This is a genomic window from Phenylobacterium koreense, from assembly GCF_040545335.1.
GTDB lineage: Bacteria > Pseudomonadota > Alphaproteobacteria > Caulobacterales > Caulobacteraceae > Phenylobacterium > Phenylobacterium koreense.
The window spans coordinates 596,013-611,747 of record NZ_JBEPLU010000002.1 but is presented as its reverse complement, the minus strand read 5'-3'; the positions used below and the strand labels follow the sequence as shown (position 1 = coordinate 611,747).

Annotated in this window: 25 protein-coding genes; all 25 read left to right on the top strand. The window is 66.0% G+C overall.

Annotated features, from left to right (window positions below; translation table 11 throughout):
* The 25 genes from rpsQ to ABID41_RS14715 all read left to right on the top strand — a co-directional run bounded on the left by rpsQ (nucleotide 1) and on the right by ABID41_RS14715 (nucleotide 15,734).
* Nucleotides 1-252, top strand: a complete 252-nt coding sequence (rpsQ, locus tag ABID41_RS14835) for a 30S ribosomal protein S17 (protein ID WP_354297915.1) — start codon at nucleotides 1-3, stop codon at nucleotides 250-252.
* A 15-nt stretch (nucleotides 253-267) separates the two neighbouring features.
* On the top strand, nucleotides 268-636 hold the full coding sequence (rplN, locus tag ABID41_RS14830; protein WP_056018090.1) for a 50S ribosomal protein L14: 369 nt from the start codon (nucleotides 268-270) through the stop codon (nucleotides 634-636).
* Nucleotides 636-950: a 50S ribosomal protein L24 gene (gene rplX / locus ABID41_RS14825; RefSeq protein ID WP_331929428.1), complete on the top strand. Its 315-nt coding sequence runs from the start codon at nucleotides 636-638 to the stop codon at nucleotides 948-950. Before rplN ends, rplX begins: the two co-directional genes overlap by 1 nt.
* Nucleotides 943-1,503 (top strand): 50S ribosomal protein L5, encoded by a 561-nt coding sequence (gene rplE / locus ABID41_RS14820; protein ID WP_331929430.1) that lies wholly within the window; start codon nucleotides 943-945, stop codon nucleotides 1,501-1,503. The genes rplX and rplE overlap by 8 nt, the downstream gene beginning before the upstream one ends.
* 21 nt (nucleotides 1,504-1,524) lie before the next feature.
* Entirely contained in the window at nucleotides 1,525-1,830 is a 306-nt protein-coding gene (rpsN, locus tag ABID41_RS14815; RefSeq protein ID WP_331929432.1) for a 30S ribosomal protein S14, read from the top strand.
* Nucleotides 1,831-1,839: 9 nt separating this feature from the next.
* Nucleotides 1,840-2,235 (top strand): 30S ribosomal protein S8, encoded by a 396-nt coding sequence (gene rpsH / locus ABID41_RS14810; protein WP_331929434.1) that lies wholly within the window; start codon nucleotides 1,840-1,842, stop codon nucleotides 2,233-2,235.
* Between the two features lies 1 nt (nucleotide 2,236).
* Nucleotides 2,237-2,770, top strand: coding sequence for a 50S ribosomal protein L6 (gene rplF, locus ABID41_RS14805; protein ID WP_331929436.1), 534 nt, complete (start codon nucleotides 2,237-2,239; stop codon nucleotides 2,768-2,770).
* Nucleotides 2,771-2,773: 3 nt separating this feature from the next.
* On the top strand, nucleotides 2,774-3,127 hold the full coding sequence (gene rplR, locus ABID41_RS14800; protein ID WP_331929438.1) for a 50S ribosomal protein L18: 354 nt from the start codon (nucleotides 2,774-2,776) through the stop codon (nucleotides 3,125-3,127).
* 10 nt (nucleotides 3,128-3,137) lie between these two features.
* Complete coding sequence (rpsE, locus tag ABID41_RS14795; RefSeq protein ID WP_331929440.1) at nucleotides 3,138-3,746, top strand: 30S ribosomal protein S5; 609 nt, start codon at nucleotides 3,138-3,140, stop codon at nucleotides 3,744-3,746.
* A 3-nt stretch (nucleotides 3,747-3,749) separates the two neighbouring features.
* Nucleotides 3,750-3,929, top strand: a complete 180-nt coding sequence (gene rpmD / locus ABID41_RS14790) for a 50S ribosomal protein L30 (protein WP_331929442.1) — start codon at nucleotides 3,750-3,752, stop codon at nucleotides 3,927-3,929.
* Between the two features lie 136 nt (nucleotides 3,930-4,065).
* The gene (gene rplO / locus ABID41_RS14785) at nucleotides 4,066-4,548 is read left to right on the top strand and encodes a 50S ribosomal protein L15 (protein ID WP_354297914.1); all 483 of its coding nucleotides are present in this window, start codon (nucleotides 4,066-4,068) and stop codon (nucleotides 4,546-4,548) included.
* Nucleotides 4,549-4,684: 136 nt separating this feature from the next.
* Complete coding sequence (secY, locus tag ABID41_RS14780; RefSeq protein WP_331929446.1) at nucleotides 4,685-6,031, top strand: preprotein translocase subunit SecY; 1,347 nt, start codon at nucleotides 4,685-4,687, stop codon at nucleotides 6,029-6,031.
* Nucleotides 6,032-6,084: 53 nt separating this feature from the next.
* Nucleotides 6,085-6,654, top strand: coding sequence for an adenylate kinase (locus ABID41_RS14775; protein ID WP_331929448.1), 570 nt, complete (start codon nucleotides 6,085-6,087; stop codon nucleotides 6,652-6,654).
* 198 nt (nucleotides 6,655-6,852) lie between these two features.
* Nucleotides 6,853-7,221: a 30S ribosomal protein S13 gene (gene rpsM, locus ABID41_RS14770; RefSeq protein ID WP_331929450.1), complete on the top strand. Its 369-nt coding sequence runs from the start codon at nucleotides 6,853-6,855 to the stop codon at nucleotides 7,219-7,221.
* Nucleotides 7,222-7,234: 13 nt separating this feature from the next.
* Nucleotides 7,235-7,624: a 30S ribosomal protein S11 gene (rpsK, locus tag ABID41_RS14765; protein WP_056018114.1), complete on the top strand. Its 390-nt coding sequence runs from the start codon at nucleotides 7,235-7,237 to the stop codon at nucleotides 7,622-7,624.
* An 80-nt stretch (nucleotides 7,625-7,704) separates the two neighbouring features.
* Complete coding sequence (locus ABID41_RS14760; protein WP_354297913.1) at nucleotides 7,705-8,721, top strand: DNA-directed RNA polymerase subunit alpha; 1,017 nt, start codon at nucleotides 7,705-7,707, stop codon at nucleotides 8,719-8,721.
* Between the two features lie 211 nt (nucleotides 8,722-8,932).
* The gene (gene rplQ / locus ABID41_RS14755) at nucleotides 8,933-9,349 is read left to right on the top strand and encodes a 50S ribosomal protein L17 (protein WP_331929455.1); all 417 of its coding nucleotides are present in this window, start codon (nucleotides 8,933-8,935) and stop codon (nucleotides 9,347-9,349) included.
* Nucleotides 9,350-9,446: 97 nt separating this feature from the next.
* On the top strand, nucleotides 9,447-10,688 hold the full coding sequence (locus ABID41_RS14750) for an alkaline phosphatase family protein (RefSeq protein WP_354297912.1): 1,242 nt from the start codon (nucleotides 9,447-9,449) through the stop codon (nucleotides 10,686-10,688).
* A gap of 62 nt (nucleotides 10,689-10,750) precedes the next feature.
* Complete coding sequence (locus ABID41_RS14745) at nucleotides 10,751-11,218, top strand: VOC family protein (RefSeq protein WP_331929459.1); 468 nt, start codon at nucleotides 10,751-10,753, stop codon at nucleotides 11,216-11,218.
* Nucleotide 11,219: 1 nt separating this feature from the next.
* Nucleotides 11,220-11,687 (top strand): VOC family protein, encoded by a 468-nt coding sequence (locus ABID41_RS14740; protein WP_354297911.1) that lies wholly within the window; start codon nucleotides 11,220-11,222, stop codon nucleotides 11,685-11,687.
* A complete protein-coding gene (locus ABID41_RS14735; RefSeq protein ID WP_354297910.1) occupies nucleotides 11,684-12,130 on the top strand; it encodes a VOC family protein in 447 nt (148 codons plus the stop codon). Before ABID41_RS14740 ends, ABID41_RS14735 begins: the two co-directional genes overlap by 4 nt.
* The gene (locus ABID41_RS14730) at nucleotides 12,121-12,456 is read left to right on the top strand and encodes an ArsR/SmtB family transcription factor (protein ID WP_331929465.1); all 336 of its coding nucleotides are present in this window, start codon (nucleotides 12,121-12,123) and stop codon (nucleotides 12,454-12,456) included. Before ABID41_RS14735 ends, ABID41_RS14730 begins: the two co-directional genes overlap by 10 nt.
* A complete protein-coding gene (locus tag ABID41_RS14725) occupies nucleotides 12,453-12,917 on the top strand; it encodes an SRPBCC family protein (protein ID WP_354297909.1) in 465 nt (154 codons plus the stop codon). The genes ABID41_RS14730 and ABID41_RS14725 overlap by 4 nt, the downstream gene beginning before the upstream one ends.
* A gap of 62 nt (nucleotides 12,918-12,979) precedes the next feature.
* Nucleotides 12,980-14,236 (top strand): TCR/Tet family MFS transporter, encoded by a 1,257-nt coding sequence (locus ABID41_RS14720; protein ID WP_354297908.1) that lies wholly within the window; start codon nucleotides 12,980-12,982, stop codon nucleotides 14,234-14,236.
* 82 nt (nucleotides 14,237-14,318) lie between these two features.
* Nucleotides 14,319-15,734: a Do family serine endopeptidase gene (locus ABID41_RS14715; RefSeq protein ID WP_354297907.1), complete on the top strand. Its 1,416-nt coding sequence runs from the start codon at nucleotides 14,319-14,321 to the stop codon at nucleotides 15,732-15,734.
* Nucleotide 15,735: the final 1 nt, after the last annotated feature.

The window sequence follows — 15,735 nt, the reverse complement described above, 5'->3', positions numbered from 1 at the left end:
ATGCCGAAGCGAATTCTCGAAGGCGTCGTCGTCTCGGACAAGGGCGACAAGACGATCGTGGTGAAGGTGGAACGCACCTTCCTGCATCCGGTGCTGAAGAAGACCGTCCGTCGGTCGAAGAAGTACCACGCCCATGACGAGGCCAACGTCTACAAGGCCGGCGAAACGGCTCGCATCATCGAATGCGCGCCGAAGTCGAAAACGAAGACCTGGGAAGTGCTGCCGAAGGCGGACGCCCAGCAAGCCTCCTAAAGAAAGTCTGATCCCATGATTCAGATGCAGACTAACCTCGAGGTCGCCGACAACTCCGGCGCCCGTCGTGTGATGTGCATCAAGGTGCTCGGCGGCGCTGGTCGCCGCTACGCCGGGGTCGGCGACAAGATCGTCGTCTCGGTGAAGGAAGCCATTCCGCGCGGTCGCGTGAAGAAGGGCGATGTGCTGCAGGCGATCGTCGTGCGTACGTCGTCGGCGATCAAGCGCAAGGACGGTTCGGTGATCCGTTTCGACAAGAACGCCGCCGTGATCGTGAACAAGCAATCCGAGCCGATCGGCACGCGGATCTTTGGCCCGGTTCCCCGCGAACTGCGCGCCAAGAACCACATGAAGATCATCTCGCTCGCCCCTGAGGTGCTGTAATGGCCGCGAAGATCAAGAAGGGCGACCGGGTCGTCGTGCTCACGGGCAAGGACAAGGGCCGTCAAGGCGCTGTCCTGCGCGTGCTGCCGAAGGAAGACCGCGTCGTGGTCGAGGGGCTGAACATCGTTCAGCGCCACACCCGCCCGACGCAGATGGATCCGCAAGGCGGCATCAAGAACAAGGAAGCGGCGATCCACATCTCGAACGTGGCCGTCGTGGACTCCAACGGCAAGCCGACCCGCGTCGGCTTCCGGGTCGAAGGCGACAAGAAGGTTCGCGTCGCCAAGACGACCGGTGAGGTGATCAATGGCTGAGCAAGCTTACGAGCCCCGGCTGAAGACCGAATATCGTCAGCGCATCCGCGCGGCGATGAAGGAGCAGTACGGCTACACAAACGAGATGCAGATCCCGAAGCTGGACAAGATCGTCCTGAACATGGGGATCGGCGAAGCCGTCACTGACTCCAAGAAGGTCCAGGCCGCCATCGCCGACCTGACCAAGATCGCTGGTCAGAAGCCGGTTCCGACCAAGGCCCGCAATTCCATCGCCGGCTTCAAGCTGCGCGAAGGCATGGTGGTCGGCGCGAAGGTGACCCTTCGCAAGGACCGCATGTACGAGTTCCTGGACCGTCTGATCACCATCGCTCTGCCGCGGGTGAAGGACTTCCGGGGCCTGAAGCCGACGTCGTTCGACGGTCGTGGCAACTACGCCATGGGTCTGAAGGAGCACATCGTGTTCCCTGAGATCAATTACGACCAGATCGATCAGATGTGGGGCATGGACATCATCGTCGCCACGACTGCGAAGACCGACGAAGAGGCCCGTCAGCTTCTTCGGGAATTCCAGTTCCCGTTCGTTCAAGCTTAAGCGGCGGGAAGGAAAGAAGACATGGCCAAGAAAAGCGCCGTCAATCGCAACGAGATGGTCCGCAAGCTGGTGAAGCAATACGCCAGCAAGCGCGACGCTCTGAAGGCGATCGCCAACGACGAGAGCCTGCCGCTCGAAGAACGCTTCGAAGCGCGCCTGAAGCTCGCCGAACTGCCGCGCAACTCGTCCAAGACCCGCATTCGCAACCGTTGCGAGGTCACGGGCCGTCCGCGCGCCTATTACCGCAAGCTTAAGATGAGCCGGATCGCCCTGCGCGAACTGGGTTCCAACGGCCAGATCCCTGGCCTCGTCAAGTCGAGCTGGTAGGAGGGGCCCATGGTGAACGACCCCGTCGGCGATATGATCGCCCGCATCAAGAACGCCGCGACCCGCGGCCGTTCGAAGGTTTCCACGCCGGCCTCGAAGATGCGCGCGCGCGTCCTCGATGTGCTCGCCGAGGAAGGCTACATCCGCGGTTATCAGCTGGTCCAGAAGCCGGGCGCTTTCCCGGAATTCGAGATCGAGCTGAAGTACTTCGACGGCGCGCCCGTGATCGCTGAGATCCGCCGCGTTTCGAAGCCGGGCCGCCGCGTCTATTCGTCGATCAAGGACCTGAAGCCGATCAAGAACGGCCTTGGGATCTCGATCCTGTCGACGCCGAAGGGCGTCATGTCGGACACGGCCGCGCGCGACGCGAACGTGGGCGGCGAAGTGCTCCTGCAGGTGTACTAAGATGTCGCGGATCGGAAAGAAGGCGGTCGCCGTCCCTTCGGGCGTGACGGTGACCATCGATGGTCAGACGGTCACGGTGAAGGGGCCCAAGGGCCAACTCGCGTGGACTGTGGCCGAAGAGATCGAGGTCAAGCAGGAAGGCGCCGAGCTGGTGCTCTCCAAGCGCGTCGAAACCACCCGGGCGCAAGCCATGTGGGGCCTGTCGCGCACGCTGGTGAACAACATGGTCGTCGGCGTGACCCAGGGCTTCGAGCAAACCCTCGAACTGGTCGGCGTCGGTTACCGTGCTGCGATGAAGGGCCAGGCCCTTTCGATGCAGCTCGGCTTCAGCCACGACGTGGACGTGCCCCCGCCCGCCGGGATCACCTTCGCCACGCCGAAGCAGACCGAAATCAAGATCTCGGGCATCGACAAGCAAGCCGTCGGTGAGATCGCGGCCCGCATTCGTCGCATCCGTCCGCCGGAGCCCTACAAGGGCAAGGGCGTCCGCTATGCCGGCGAAAATGTCCGCCGCAAGGAAGGCAAGAAGAAGTAGGCCATGGCTCTCAAACCCCGTGACACCGCCAAGCGTCGCGCCGAGCGCACGCGTATCCGCCTCCGGGCGGTGGCGAACGGCCGTCCGCGTCTGTCGGTCTTCCGCTCGTCCAAGAACATCTACGCCCAGATCATCGATGATGAGAACGGCGTGACCCTGGCTGCGGCCTCGACCCTCGAGGGCGACAAGCAGAAGGGTTCCGACAAGGACGCCGCCGCCCGTGTGGGCGCGCTCGTGGCGCAACGCGCCATCGAAAAGGGCGTCAAGGACGTCGTCTTCGATCGTGGCGGTTACATCTACCACGGCCGGGTGAAAGCCCTGGCCGACGCCGCGCGCGAAGCCGGCCTGAACTTCTAAGGGTACGCTGATGGCTCGTGGAAACGAACAACGTGGCGAAGGCGGCGGTCAACGTCGCGGTCGGGATCGTGGCGCCCCGCAGGAAGAGCGCGTCGACTCCGAAATCGTCGAAAAGCTGGTTCACATCAACCGCGTCGCAGCGACCGTTAAGGGCGGCCGTCGCTTCTCCTTCGCGGCCCTGATGGTGGTTGGCGATCAGAAGGGCCGGGTCGGCTACGGTCATGGCAAGGCGCGTGAAGTGCCGGAAGCCATCCGCAAGGCGACCGAAGAGGCCAAGAAGTCCATGATCCGCGTGCCGCTCCGCGAGAGCCGCACCCTGCACCACGACGGGAATGGCCGTTGGGGCGCTGGCAAGGTCATGGTCCGCTCGGCTCCTCCCGGCACCGGCGTCATCGCCGGCGGTCCGATGCGCGCCGTGCTTGAAACCCTCGGCGTCCAGGACGTCGTTGGCAAGTCGGTCGGTTCGTCGAACCCCTACAACATGGTGCGCGCGACCTTCGAGGCGCTGAAGGCTCAGTCTTCGCCCCGCCAGGTCGCCGCCAAGCGCGGCAAGAAGGTCGCCGACGTGCTGGGCCGCAAGGCCGACAGCGCTGCGGTCGCCGCCGCTGACGGAGAGTAATCCATGGCTAAGGTGACCGTTCGTCAGACGGCGAGCCCCATCCGCCGTAAGAAGGACCAGCGCGCGACCCTGATCGGCCTGGGCCTGAACCGTATCGGCCGCGTGTCGGTCCTTGAAGACAGCCCGTCCGTGCGCGGGATGATCGCCAAGGTCCATCACATGGTGGAAGTCATCGAAGGCTAGACCAGCCTTTCGACTGGACCTTTAGGGGAGGCGGCGCCAAAAGCGTCGCCTCTTCGGCCGTTTCAGCGGCCAGCATTTGTTTTCAGCCGAGTCCGGGCCTGGCCCGGGCGACAGATCTCTTGAGGAGAGGCGTCATATGACCAAGCTCAACGAACTCAGCCCCCGCGAAGGCTCCACCAAGAACCGCATGCGCGTCGGCCGCGGCCCGGGCTCGGGCAAGGGCAAGACCGGCGGCCGTGGTGTGAAGGGCCAGAAGTCCCGTACCGGCGTCTCGATCGCCGGCTTCGAAGGCGGTCAAATGCCGCTGCACATGCGTATGCCGAAGCGCGGCTTCAACAACCCGTTCGCCCTGGAATTCGCCGAAGTGAACCTGTGGCGCCTGGAGCAGGCGATCGCCGCCGGCAAGCTCGACGCCAAGCAACCGATCGACGGCAAGGCCCTGGTGGCCGCCGGGGTCCTGCGCCGTGAGAAGGACGGCGTGCGCCTGCTGGGCAAGGGCGAACTGAAGTCCAAGATCGACATCACCGTCCATTCGGCTTCGGCTTCGGCCAAGGCGGCGGTGGAAAAGGCCGGCGGCAAGGTCACCACGACCGCTCCGGTCGCGGAAGCCGCCGAGTAAGCTTGCCGCCGATCCCCGCGCCCGCCGCGGGGACCCACGCCATGTTCTTCGGCGCCGCGCTCAGTTAACGCGGCGCCGGATGACAGCGCAGGACGGACGCCCTATGTACGACGCGTCCTTCAGTCTGGGGTTCTAAATGGCTTCGGCCGCCGAACAACTTGCAGCCAATATGAACTTCGGCGCCTTCCAGAAGGCGACGGAGCTGCACAAGCGCATCCTGTTCACGCTGGGCGCGCTGATCGCTTACCGACTCGGCACCTACATCCCGATCCCGGGCATCGATCCGGGGGCCTTCGCTCAGGCGTTCCAAGGCCAGGCGCAGGGTATCCTGGGCATGTTCAACATGTTCTCGGGGGGCGCCGTCGAACGGATGGCGATCTTCTCGCTGAACGTGATGCCGTACATCTCGGCCTCCATCATCGTTCAGTTGCTCGGCACGGTTTATCCGCCGTGGGAGAAGCTGCGTAAGGAAGGCGGGGAGGCGGGCCGCAAGACCCTCAACCAGTATACCCGCTACCTGACGGTCGTGTTGGCGCTGTTCCAGTCGTTCGCCATCGCCACTGGGCTGCAGAACAGCCCAGGCCTGGTGCTGAACCCTGGCGTCTTCTTCCTGGCCTCGACGGTCGTCACCCTGACCGGCGGCACGCTCTTCCTCATGTGGCTGGGCGAGCAGATCACCGCCCGCGGGGTGGGCAACGGCGTCTCGCTGATCATCTTCGCCGGTATCGTCGCGGTCCTGCCGCGCGGGGTCTGGCAGATGTTCACCATGACCCGCACCGGCTCGCTCTCGGCGTTCGCGATGTTCGCGATCATCGCCCTGGCCATCGCCGTCGTGTTCGCCATCGTCTTTATGGAACGCGCGCAGCGCCGCCTGCTGGTCCAGTATCCGAAGCGCCAGCAGGGCAACCGGATGTTCGGCGGCGACACCTCGTTCCTGCCGCTGAAGATCAACACCGCCGGCGTCATCCCGCCGATCTTCGCCTCGTCGCTGCTGCTGCTGCCGACGACCGCCATGGGCTTCCTGGCGACCGCCGAGCTGCCGGCCTGGGCGCAGTGGCTGCCCGGCCTGGTCGGCCACCTGCAGCACGGTCAGCCGGCGTTCATGGTGCTCTATGCGGCGCTGATCATCTTCTTCTGCTTCTTCTACACCTCGGTCGTCTTCAATCCCGACGACACGGCGGAGAATCTGCGCAAGTACGGCGGCTTCCTGCCCGGCATCCGGCCTGGCAAGCGCACGGCCGAGTACCTGGACTATGTGCTGACCCGTCTGACGGTGATCGGTGCGGCCTACATCACCCTGGTGTGCCTCATGCCCGAGGCTTTGATCGGCTACTTCAAGGCGCCCTTCTATCTGGGCGGCACGTCGCTGCTGATCGTGGTCAGCGTCACCATGGACACGGTGACCCAGATCCAGTCGCACCTTCTGGCGCACCAGTACGAGGGCCTGATCAAGAAGTCCAAGCTGCGCGGTCGCGCTCGCTAGGGACCAGGTACTAGACCGGCCATTGGGGTGGCCGGGGAGGGGACAAGAAAAAGATGAATTTGATCCTGTTCGGCCCGCCCGCTGCGGGGAAGGGCACTCAGGCCAAGCGCCTGGTCGAGAACCGCAAGATGGTCCAGCTCTCCACCGGAGACATGCTGCGGGCCGCCATCGCCTCGGGCTCCGAGCTCGGCAAGCGCGTAGAGGGCGTGATGCAACGGGGCGAGCTGGTGACGGACGAGATCGTCATTGCGCTCATCGAGGAGCGCCTGCCCGAGGCCGAGGCCGCCGGCGGCGCGATCTTCGACGGTTTCCCGCGGACCCTGGCGCAAGCCGAGGCTCTCGATCGGATGCTGGAGCAACGCGGCTCGCGAATCGATCTAGTGGTCCGCCTCAAGGTCGATGACGAACAGCTTCTGAAGCGCGTGGCCGGCCGGTTCGCCGAGTCGGGCCGCCCGGACGATAATCCTGAGAGCTTCTCGGTCAGGCTCTCGGCCTATAACGACCAGACCGCGCCCTTGCTGCCCTACTACCAGGGTCAAAAGAAACTGGTGGAAGTGGACGGGATGGGTTCAATCGAGGTGGTCGCCGCCAGCATCGACCAGGCCCTGGACGGGCCGCGCTGACGGAAGACGCTTTTTTCTGTGATCGCAAGATTCCGAAAAGGTTGCGGAATTTTGCGATTGCGCCATTGACGGAAACGCAACGTTCCCTATAACGGAGCGCTTCCGCGAAAGGGCGCGAAAGACGTGCTGGCCTACCCATCCGGGATTACGGGCCGGGGCGCCGTTCGCGCTTCTCTGCGTGACTAGGAGATTCTACGCGTGGCCCGTATCGCTGGCGTCAACATTCCGACTAACAAGCGCGTCGTCATCGCGCTGCAGTACATCCATGGGATCGGCCAGGCGAAAGCCAAGGAGATCGTCCAGAAGGTTGGTATCGAGGACGCTCGTCGCGTCAATCAACTGACCGACGCCGAGGTGCTGCAAATCCGCGAAGCCATCGACCGTGACTACGTGGTCGAAGGCGATCTCCGTCGTGAGACCGCGGTCAACATCAAGCGTCTGATGGACTTGGCCTGCTATCGCGGCCTGCGTCACCGCAAGGGCCTCCCGGTCCGCGGTCAGCGCACCCATACCAACGCCCGCACCCGCAAGGGTCCGGCCAAGCCGATCGCCGGCAAGAAGAAGTAAGAGAGCTTAAGCGATGGCCAAGGAACCGGCTCGCGTCAAACGCCGCGAACGCAAGAACATCACCTCGGGCGTGGCGCACGTGAACGCCTCGTTCAACAATACCATGATCACCATCACGGACGCGCAGGGGAACACCATCTCCTGGTCGTCGGCCGGCATGATGGGCTTCAAGGGCTCCCGGAAGTCGACCCCGTACGCCGCTCAGATGGCGGCCGAGGACGCCGGCCGGAAGGCTGCCGAGCATGGCGTGAAGACCCTCGAAGTGAACGTCTCGGGTCCGGGTTCCGGGCGTGAGTCGGCGCTGCGGGCGCTTCAGGCGGTCGGCATGACGATCACCACCATCCGCGACGTGACCCCCATTCCGCACAACGGCTGCCGCCCGCCCAAGCGCCGGCGAGTCTAAGTACCGCAGTATCGCACTCCCCACGCGCCGGACCGAGAATTTCGCGTCCGGCGATCCTGCGTTTCGAGGGACATCTCTACGTGATCGAAAGAAACTGGAACGAGCTCATCCGTCCCGAGAAGCCGCTGATCGAAGCCGGAACCGACGCCAACCGCAAGGCGCGTCTGGTGGCCGAGCCGCTCGAGCGCGGTTTCGGGGTGACGCTCGGCAACAGCCTTCGCCGGGTTCTACTGTCGTCGCTGCAGGGCGCGGCTGTGACCGCCGTCCAGATCGACGGCGTTGTCCACGAGTTCTCGTCGCTTGAAGGCGTTCGCGAGGACGTCGTCGACATCGTCCTCAACATCAAGCAACTCGCCCTCCGGATGCACTCGGAAGGCCCGAAGCGCATGACGCTGAAGGCCACCGGTCCCGGTTCGGTGACCGCCGGCCAGATCGAAGTTCCGGCCGACATCGAAATCCTGAACCCCGACCACGTGCTCTGCACGCTGGACGACGGCGCGACCGTCCGCATGGAGTTCACGGTCAATAACGGCAAGGGCTACGTCCCGGCCGAGCGCAACCGTCCGGAAGACGCGCCGATCGGCCTCATCGCCGTCGACAGCCTCTATTCGCCGGTCAAGCGCGTGGCTTATCGCGTCGAGCCGACCCGCCAGGGCCAGAGCCTCGACTACGACAAGCTGATCATGGAAGTGGAAACCAACGGCGCGATCTCGCCGGTGGACGCGGTGGCCTTCGCCGCCCGTATCCTCCAGGACCAGCTTCAGATCTTCATCACCTTCGAAGAGCCGAAGAAGAAGGTCGAAGGCGAAGCCAAGCCGGAACTGCCGTTCAATCCGGCGCTGCTGAAGAAGGTCGACGAGCTGGAGCTTTCGGTCCGCTCGGCGAACTGCCTGAAGAACGACAACATCGTCTATATCGGCGACCTGATCCAGAAGACCGAGGCGGAGATGCTCCGTACCCCGAACTTCGGCCGCAAGTCGCTGAACGAGATCAAGGAAGTGCTCGCGGGCATGAACCTGCATCTCGGCATGGACGTGCCGAACTGGCCGCCGGAAAACATCGAAGAACTCGCCAAGAAGTTCGACGATCAGATGTAAGACCCTGCACGTCGGGCGATCGCCTGACGTGCTCTCTGCGCCGACTCCGTGCCGCCTCGGCGGCAAGGGCCTATGGAAGCCGCAACCGCGGTGGAGGGCCCCGGCGCTTCGCTTTGACCCAGGCGGGAGCAGGCTGGGACTTGGTTAGGCAAGGGACGTAACCCCGAAGATCGGGATCGTCCGGCGGGTCGATCGACCCAGGAGATACGAAATGCGTCACGGCAAAGCCCACCGCAAACTGGGACGGACCACCGCCCACCGCACCGCGATGTTCGCCAACATGGCGGCGAGCCTGATCAAGCACGAGCAGATCGTCACCACCCTGCCGAAGGCCAAGGAACTGCGTCCGGTCGTCGAAAAGCTGGTCACTCTGGCCAAGCGCGGCGACCTGCATGCCCGCCGCCAGGCGATCAGTCAGGTCCGCGACGTCGAACAAGTCGGCAAGCTCTTCGCCGTCCTCGGCCCGCGCTACAAGGAACGTCAGGGCGGCTACATCCGCGTCCTGAAGGCCGGCTTCCGCTACGGCGACAACGCCCCGCTGGCCGTGATCGAATTCGTCGATCGCGACCCGGCTGAAAAGGGCAAGGACTCCGGTCCGGTCCAGGTCTCGGCGTTCGGCGACGAATAAGCCAGGTTAGACCTTTATCGAGCTCTGAAAGGCCCCGGACGGCGACGTCCGGGGCCTTTTGCTTAAGCCTGTCATGGGGGCGCGCTAAACGGAGCGAATGATCAGATTCGCCCGCGCCGCCCTGGCGGCTCTCTTCGCCTGCAGCCTGCTCTCGGCTTGCGCCACGAGGCCCGGCGCCCCGGCCCCGACGGCTGAGCGTCCGACGCCGACGATCCTGGTATCCATCGACGGCTTCCGCGCCGACTATCTGGACCTCGGAGTCACCCCGGAACTCTCGCGTTTGGGGCGGATGGGGGCGCAAGGGGCGATCCGGCCCTCGTTCCCCTCCAAGACCTTCCCGAACCATTACACCCTGGTGACTGGCCTGCGGCCCGACCACCACGGCATAGTCGACAACAACATGCGCGACCCGCAGATCCCCGGGGTCACCTTCCGTCTTTCAGACCGGGGCGCGGTCACCGACCGCCGCTGGTGGGACGATGGCGAACCGATTTGGGTCACCGCCGAGCGGGCAGGGCGGTCCACCGCCATCATGTTCTGGCCTGGGTCGGAGGCGCCGGTCCACGGCGTGCGGCCGACCGAGTGGCGAGCCTTCGATCAGGGGACGCCGGCGACCGCCAGGGTCGACCAGGTGCTGGCCTGGCTCGACGCTCCAGCCGAGAAGCGCCCGCGCTTCATCGCCCTCTATTTCGACGCGGTGGACACCGCTGGCCACAACTACGGTCCCGGCTCGGATCAGGTGAAGGCCGCCTTGCGCGACACCGACGCCGCACTGGCCCGGCTCACCGAGGGCCTCGCCAGGGCCGGCGTGCGCGCCAATCTCGTGGTGGTCTCGGATCACGGCATGGCGGAGATCTCTGGCGCGCGGGTCATCCGTCTCGACGAGGTCGTCCCGCAGGAAGCGGGCGAGACCCTGACGATGGGGGCGTTCCTTACCTACTACCCGGCCGTCGGCCACGAGGAGCAGGCCCGCGCGGCGCTCCTACGTCCCCACGACCACATGACCTGTTGGGCGAAGGGCCAGATCCCGGCCGTCCATCGCTACGGAACCCACCGTCGCGTCGCCCCCATCCTCTGTCTGCCGCAGACCGGCTGGGAGATCGCCACCACCGCCAGCCTTGCGAGGCGGGCCGTCAAGGGCGGCGACCACGGCTTCGATCCCGCCGCGCCGGAGATGCGGGCCCTGTTCCTTGGCGTCGGGCCGGCTTTCAAGCCGGGGGTGCGGACCCCCCTGACCGACAATGTGGACGTCTATCCGCTGCTGGCGCGTCTCCTGGATGTTCAACCGCGCCCCAATGACGGCGGCCAGACCCTGATCGAGGCGGCGCTCGTTCGATAGGTGATTGCGCAAAGTGGAAAATATTGCAATATGACGGAATAAATAACGCAGGGAGTTTCCCCATGAGCGTTACGCCCGTCGCCTTCTATCGCGACCCGATCGCCGCCCTGAAGTGGCTCGAGGCGGCCTTCGGATTCGAGACCTCCGTCCTGATGACCGACGAAAATGGCCGTGTCGGTCACGCTCAGATGAGCTTCCTGGGCAGCGAGATCGGCATTGGCGGCGAGTGGGAGGGGCCGCAGCTCGGCGGCGCCCGCATGCGCAGCCCAGCCTCGCTGGACGGAGCCGGCACGCAGTTCATGCGCATCGATCTGCCCGAGGGGCTGGACGCCCATTGCGAGCGGGCGAGGGCGGCCGGCGCGGCCATCACCCAGGAGCCTGAGGAGCAGTTCTACGGCGCGCGGACCTATCGGGCCCGCGATCCAGAGGGGCATGTGTGGAACTTCAGCCAGATGACACGCGCGGTCGCCGCCCAGGACATGACCGAAGGTACAGGGCTCAAGTTCGACATCGCGCCGAAGGAAGGGTGAGATGAGCGAGCGCAAACCCACCATCGGGCCGCTGCTCTGGTATCTCGATCCGACCGCGGCCATCGCCTGGCTTGAAAAGGCGTTCGGCTTCCAGACGCAGATGGTGGTCGAGGACGGTCAGGGCGGCGTCATCCACTCCGAACTGACCCTGGGCGACGGCTACATCATGGTCGTCGGCCCACCCGATGGGCGATCGACCAGCCCGGCGGCGTTCGGGGGCCGCTCCACCCAATCGGTCCATGTTCAGCTCACCGAAGGCCTTGACGCGCTCTGCGAGCGCGCTCGCGCCGCGGGGGCGCCGATCGAGCGCGAGCCGGCTGACCAGCCTTATGGCGACCGGGTCTTCACCTGCCGCGACCTGGAGGATCACCCCTGGTCGTTCGGCCAGACGGTGCAGGTCCTCTCGGCGGAGGAAATGTCCAAGGCCACCGGCCTCGCCATCAAGACCCAAGGAGGAGTAAGTTCATGACCGCGACCTTCCGTTCGGCCCTGTTCTACCAGGACCCGAAGGCGGCCCTGGCCTGGCTGGAAAAGGCCTTCGGCTTCGAGCTGACCATGCTGATCGAGGACGCCGACGGCGCCCTGGCCCACTCCCAGATGAGCTTTGGCGACGGCTGTGTGATGATCGGTCAGGAGTGGAGCGCCGACCACAAGAGCCCCAAGTCAGTCGGCGGCAAGAACACCCAGACCGTGGGCGTCCATATCGACACCGACATCGAGGCCCATTTCCAGCGCGCCAAGGCGGCCGGAGCGGTCATCGACCAGGAACCGGCGACCCAATTCTACGGCGACCGGACCTACCGCTGCCGCGACCCGGAAGGCCACATCTGGACCATCTCGCAGACGGTCCAGGCGGTGACCCGCGAGGAGGCAGAGAAGGCTAGCGGCCTGAAGATCACCGGATGGGTGTGAACGCCTCCCTCGACACCACCCTGGCGGCGCTGGCCGACCCGCATCGCCGCCGCGCCGTCGATCTTCTGGCGCGGGGGCCGCGGCCGGCCGGCGAGCTTGCCCGGGAACTGGGGCTCTCGGCCCCGACCATGAGCCGCCATCTGCGCACCCTGCGCGAAAGCGGCCTAGTGGAAGAGAGCCATCCGGAGTTCGACGCCCGCGTCCGCATCTATGCCCTGAGGCCCGAACCCATGGTCCATCTGCTCAAATGGCTGGAGGAAAGCGAAAAGCTGTGGAGCGCCCAGCTCCTGGCCTTCAAGGCGCACCTCGAAAAGGCCGCGCCATGACGTCCAAGGTCTTCGTCGCCCTGCGGGTGAAGGCTACGCCCGAGCGCGCCTTCGCCGCCTTCGTGGATGAGATCGGCGTCTGGTGGCGGCCGAACAGCCTCTTCCAGACGACGCCCCGCGATCCAGGGCGGCTCTCCTTCGAGCCGGGGGAGGGCGGGCGGCTCGTCGAGACCCTGGCGAACGGCAAGGTCTTCGAGATCGGCCGGATACGGACCTGGGAACCGCCTGGCCGGTTGGTCTTTTCCTGGCGGCAGGCGACCTTTCCGTCCGACCTTCACACCGAGGTCGAGGTGCGTTTCGAGCCGGTGGGCGAGGAGACGCGCGTCAGCGTCGAGCATCGCGGCTTCGACCAGGTGCCTGAGGGCGCCGCGCGGCACGGGTTCCCCGACGAGGTGCTGCTCATGCGCCTGGCCGACTGGTGGCGCACGCTGCTGACATCATATCGCGACAGCTCGTCCTAAAAGGCCGAACATGGCAGGCAGAACAGAGAGAGAGGGCCACGATGCCCCACGCGGAGGAAACCATGACCGAGCAAGACGCCCCAGTCTCGGCCAAGCGGCGGACCGCCGCGTTCCAGTTCATCTTCGCCGCCGCGGTGATCAACGCCATCTCGTTCGGCATCATGATCCCGGTGCTGCCGAACCTGATCAAGGAGTTCACGGGCGGCGACACGGCCGCTGCTTCGGAATGGAACGTGGTGTTCGGCGCGGTCTGGGGCGTGATGCAGCTCTTCTGCGGCCCGATCCTGGGCATGATGTCCGACCGCTACGGCCGTCGGCCCATCCTGCTGGTCTCGCTCGGCGGCCTGGCGATCGACTTCCTGTTCATGGCCCTGGCGCCCAGCCTGATGTGGCTGTTCGTCGGCCGCGTGATCAACGGCCTGACCGCAGCCAGCTTCTCGACCGCTAACGCCTATGTCGCCGACGTCACGCCGCCTGAAAAGCGCGCCAAGACCTTCGGCTGGATGGGCTCGGCCTTCTCGTTCGGCTTCTTGGTCGGCCCGGCGGTCGGCGGCTTCCTGGGCGACATCGACCTGCGCCTGCCGTTCTTCGTCGCCGCGGGCCTGACGACCCTCAACTGGCTCTACGGCTTCTTCGTGCTTCCGGAGTCATTGGCGCCCGAGAAGCGGGTGAAGAAGTTCGACTGGAAGCGGGCCAATCCGGTCGGCTCCCTGGTCTTCCTGCGTTCGCACAACGACCTCCTGGGCCTGGCCACGGTGGGCTTCCTCTTCCAGCTCGCCCATACGGTCCTGCCGGCGATCTTCGTGCTCTATACTGGCTATCGCTACGGTTGGACGCCGGGCTTCATGGGCCTGACCATGATGGGGACGGGCATCGCCGGGGTGATCGTCCAGACCTTGCTGGTCGGCCCGGTCGTCGCCCGGATCGGCGAGCGCGGCGCCCTGCTGCTGGGCTGCCTCGCCGGGGCCGCCGGCTTCGCCATCTACGGGCTTGCGGCCGACGGGTGGACCTATCTGCTGGGCGTCCCGGTCTTCGCTCTGATGAACTTCCTGATGCCGGGGCTCCAGGGGCTGATGACCCGGCGGGTCGAGCCGTCCGGCCAGGGACAACTTCAGGGCGCGAACCAGGCGCTCCAGGGGATCGCATCGGTCATCGGCCCGGTCATGTTCGGCATGACCTTCGCCTGGTCGGTGCGCCACGACAGCGAGCTCCACGAACCGGGCCTGGCCATCTTCCTGGCCGCCGGGCTGCTGATCGGCGCGTTCCTTCTGTCGTTGAAGGTCGGGCGCGCGAGCAAGGCCGCGACGGTGACTGCCTAGCGCGCTAATTCTTTGCCATTATTGCGCCCCGAAGAGCTCTACAGAGAGAATGGGAGTAAGCGGCAACATGCTTGGAGATTCCATGCGCGCCTATCGCGTCCTGATTCCCGCCCTGGCCATCCTTGGCGCCTGCTCTGACCCCGCGTCCAAGTCGAACGCGCAGATACCGCCCCTGGCGCAACCCACGCGCGCCGCGCCCAGCGATGCGGCCACCGTGAAGAGCTCCTTCGCCCCCGTGGTGAGGCGCGCCGCGCCGGCCGTGGTCAACATCTCCTCCAAGCGCCTGGTGCGCGTGCGGCCTGACCCCTTCTGGGAGATGTTCGGCATGGGCGTGCCGCGCGACCGCATCCAGGGCTCACTGGGCTCCGGCGTCATCGTCCGCTCCGACGGCATCATCGTCACCAACAACCACGTCGTGGAGGGCGGGCAGGAGATCACCGTCGCCCTGGCCGACCGACGCGAATACACCGCCCGCATCCTGCTGGCCGACCCGCGCACCGACCTGGCGGTCCTGAAGATCGACGCGGGCGCCGAGCGCCTGCCGACACTGGCCATCGACGACACCGGCGATGCGCAGGTGGGCGACCTGGTCCTGGCCATCGGCGACCCCTTCGGCGTCGGCCAGACGGTGACCAACGGCATCGTCTCGGCCCTCAACCGCACCGCCGACCCGAACGGTGATCCGGCCAACGCCTACATCCAGACCGACGCGGCGATTAACCCCGGCAACTCCGGCGGCGCCCTGGTGGACATGGACGGCGACCTGATCGGGGTGAACAGCTTCATCCTCTCGCGCTCGGGCACGTCGTCCGGCGTCGGCTTCGCCGTGCCCGCGACCATCGTCAAGCGCGTGGTCGAGACGGCGGCCGGCGGCGGCCAGGCGGTCGTGCGGCCCTGGCTCGGCGCCCGGACCCAGACCGTGACCGCCGAGATCGCCCGCAGCATGGGGCTTGCCGCGCCGCAAGGGGCGCTGGTGGCCGACATCTGGCCGAACGGTCCGGCCGCTAAAGCGGGCCTGCGCCAGGGCGACATCATCGTCTCCGTCGACGGACGCCCGGCCGTGGACGCCGCCGCGGTCTCCTACGCCATCTCGTCGCGCCGCCCGGGCGAGACCCTTCGGCTCGGGATCCGGCGCGGCAGCGGCGAGCAGACCCTGAACTTCCGCACCGAGGCGCCGCCCGCGACGCCGGCCCGCGACCAGCAGGTGATCTCCGGCCGCAATCCCTTCGATGGCGCGACCGTGGTGAACTTCTCACCGGCCGTCGCCGACGAGTTGGGGCTCGATCCCTTCCTCGGCCGCGGGGTCCTGGTGACCGATATCTCCCGCGGCTTCGCCATGAACGCAGGCCTGCGCCCCGGAGACCTGATCCGGCGGGTGAACGGCCAGGAGATCACCAGCGTCCGAGACCTGACGGGCGTGCTCGGCCGAGGCGGCGCCCAGTGGCAGATCACCATCGAGCGCAACGGCCAGGAAGTGACCGCGAACTTCCGGACCTGAC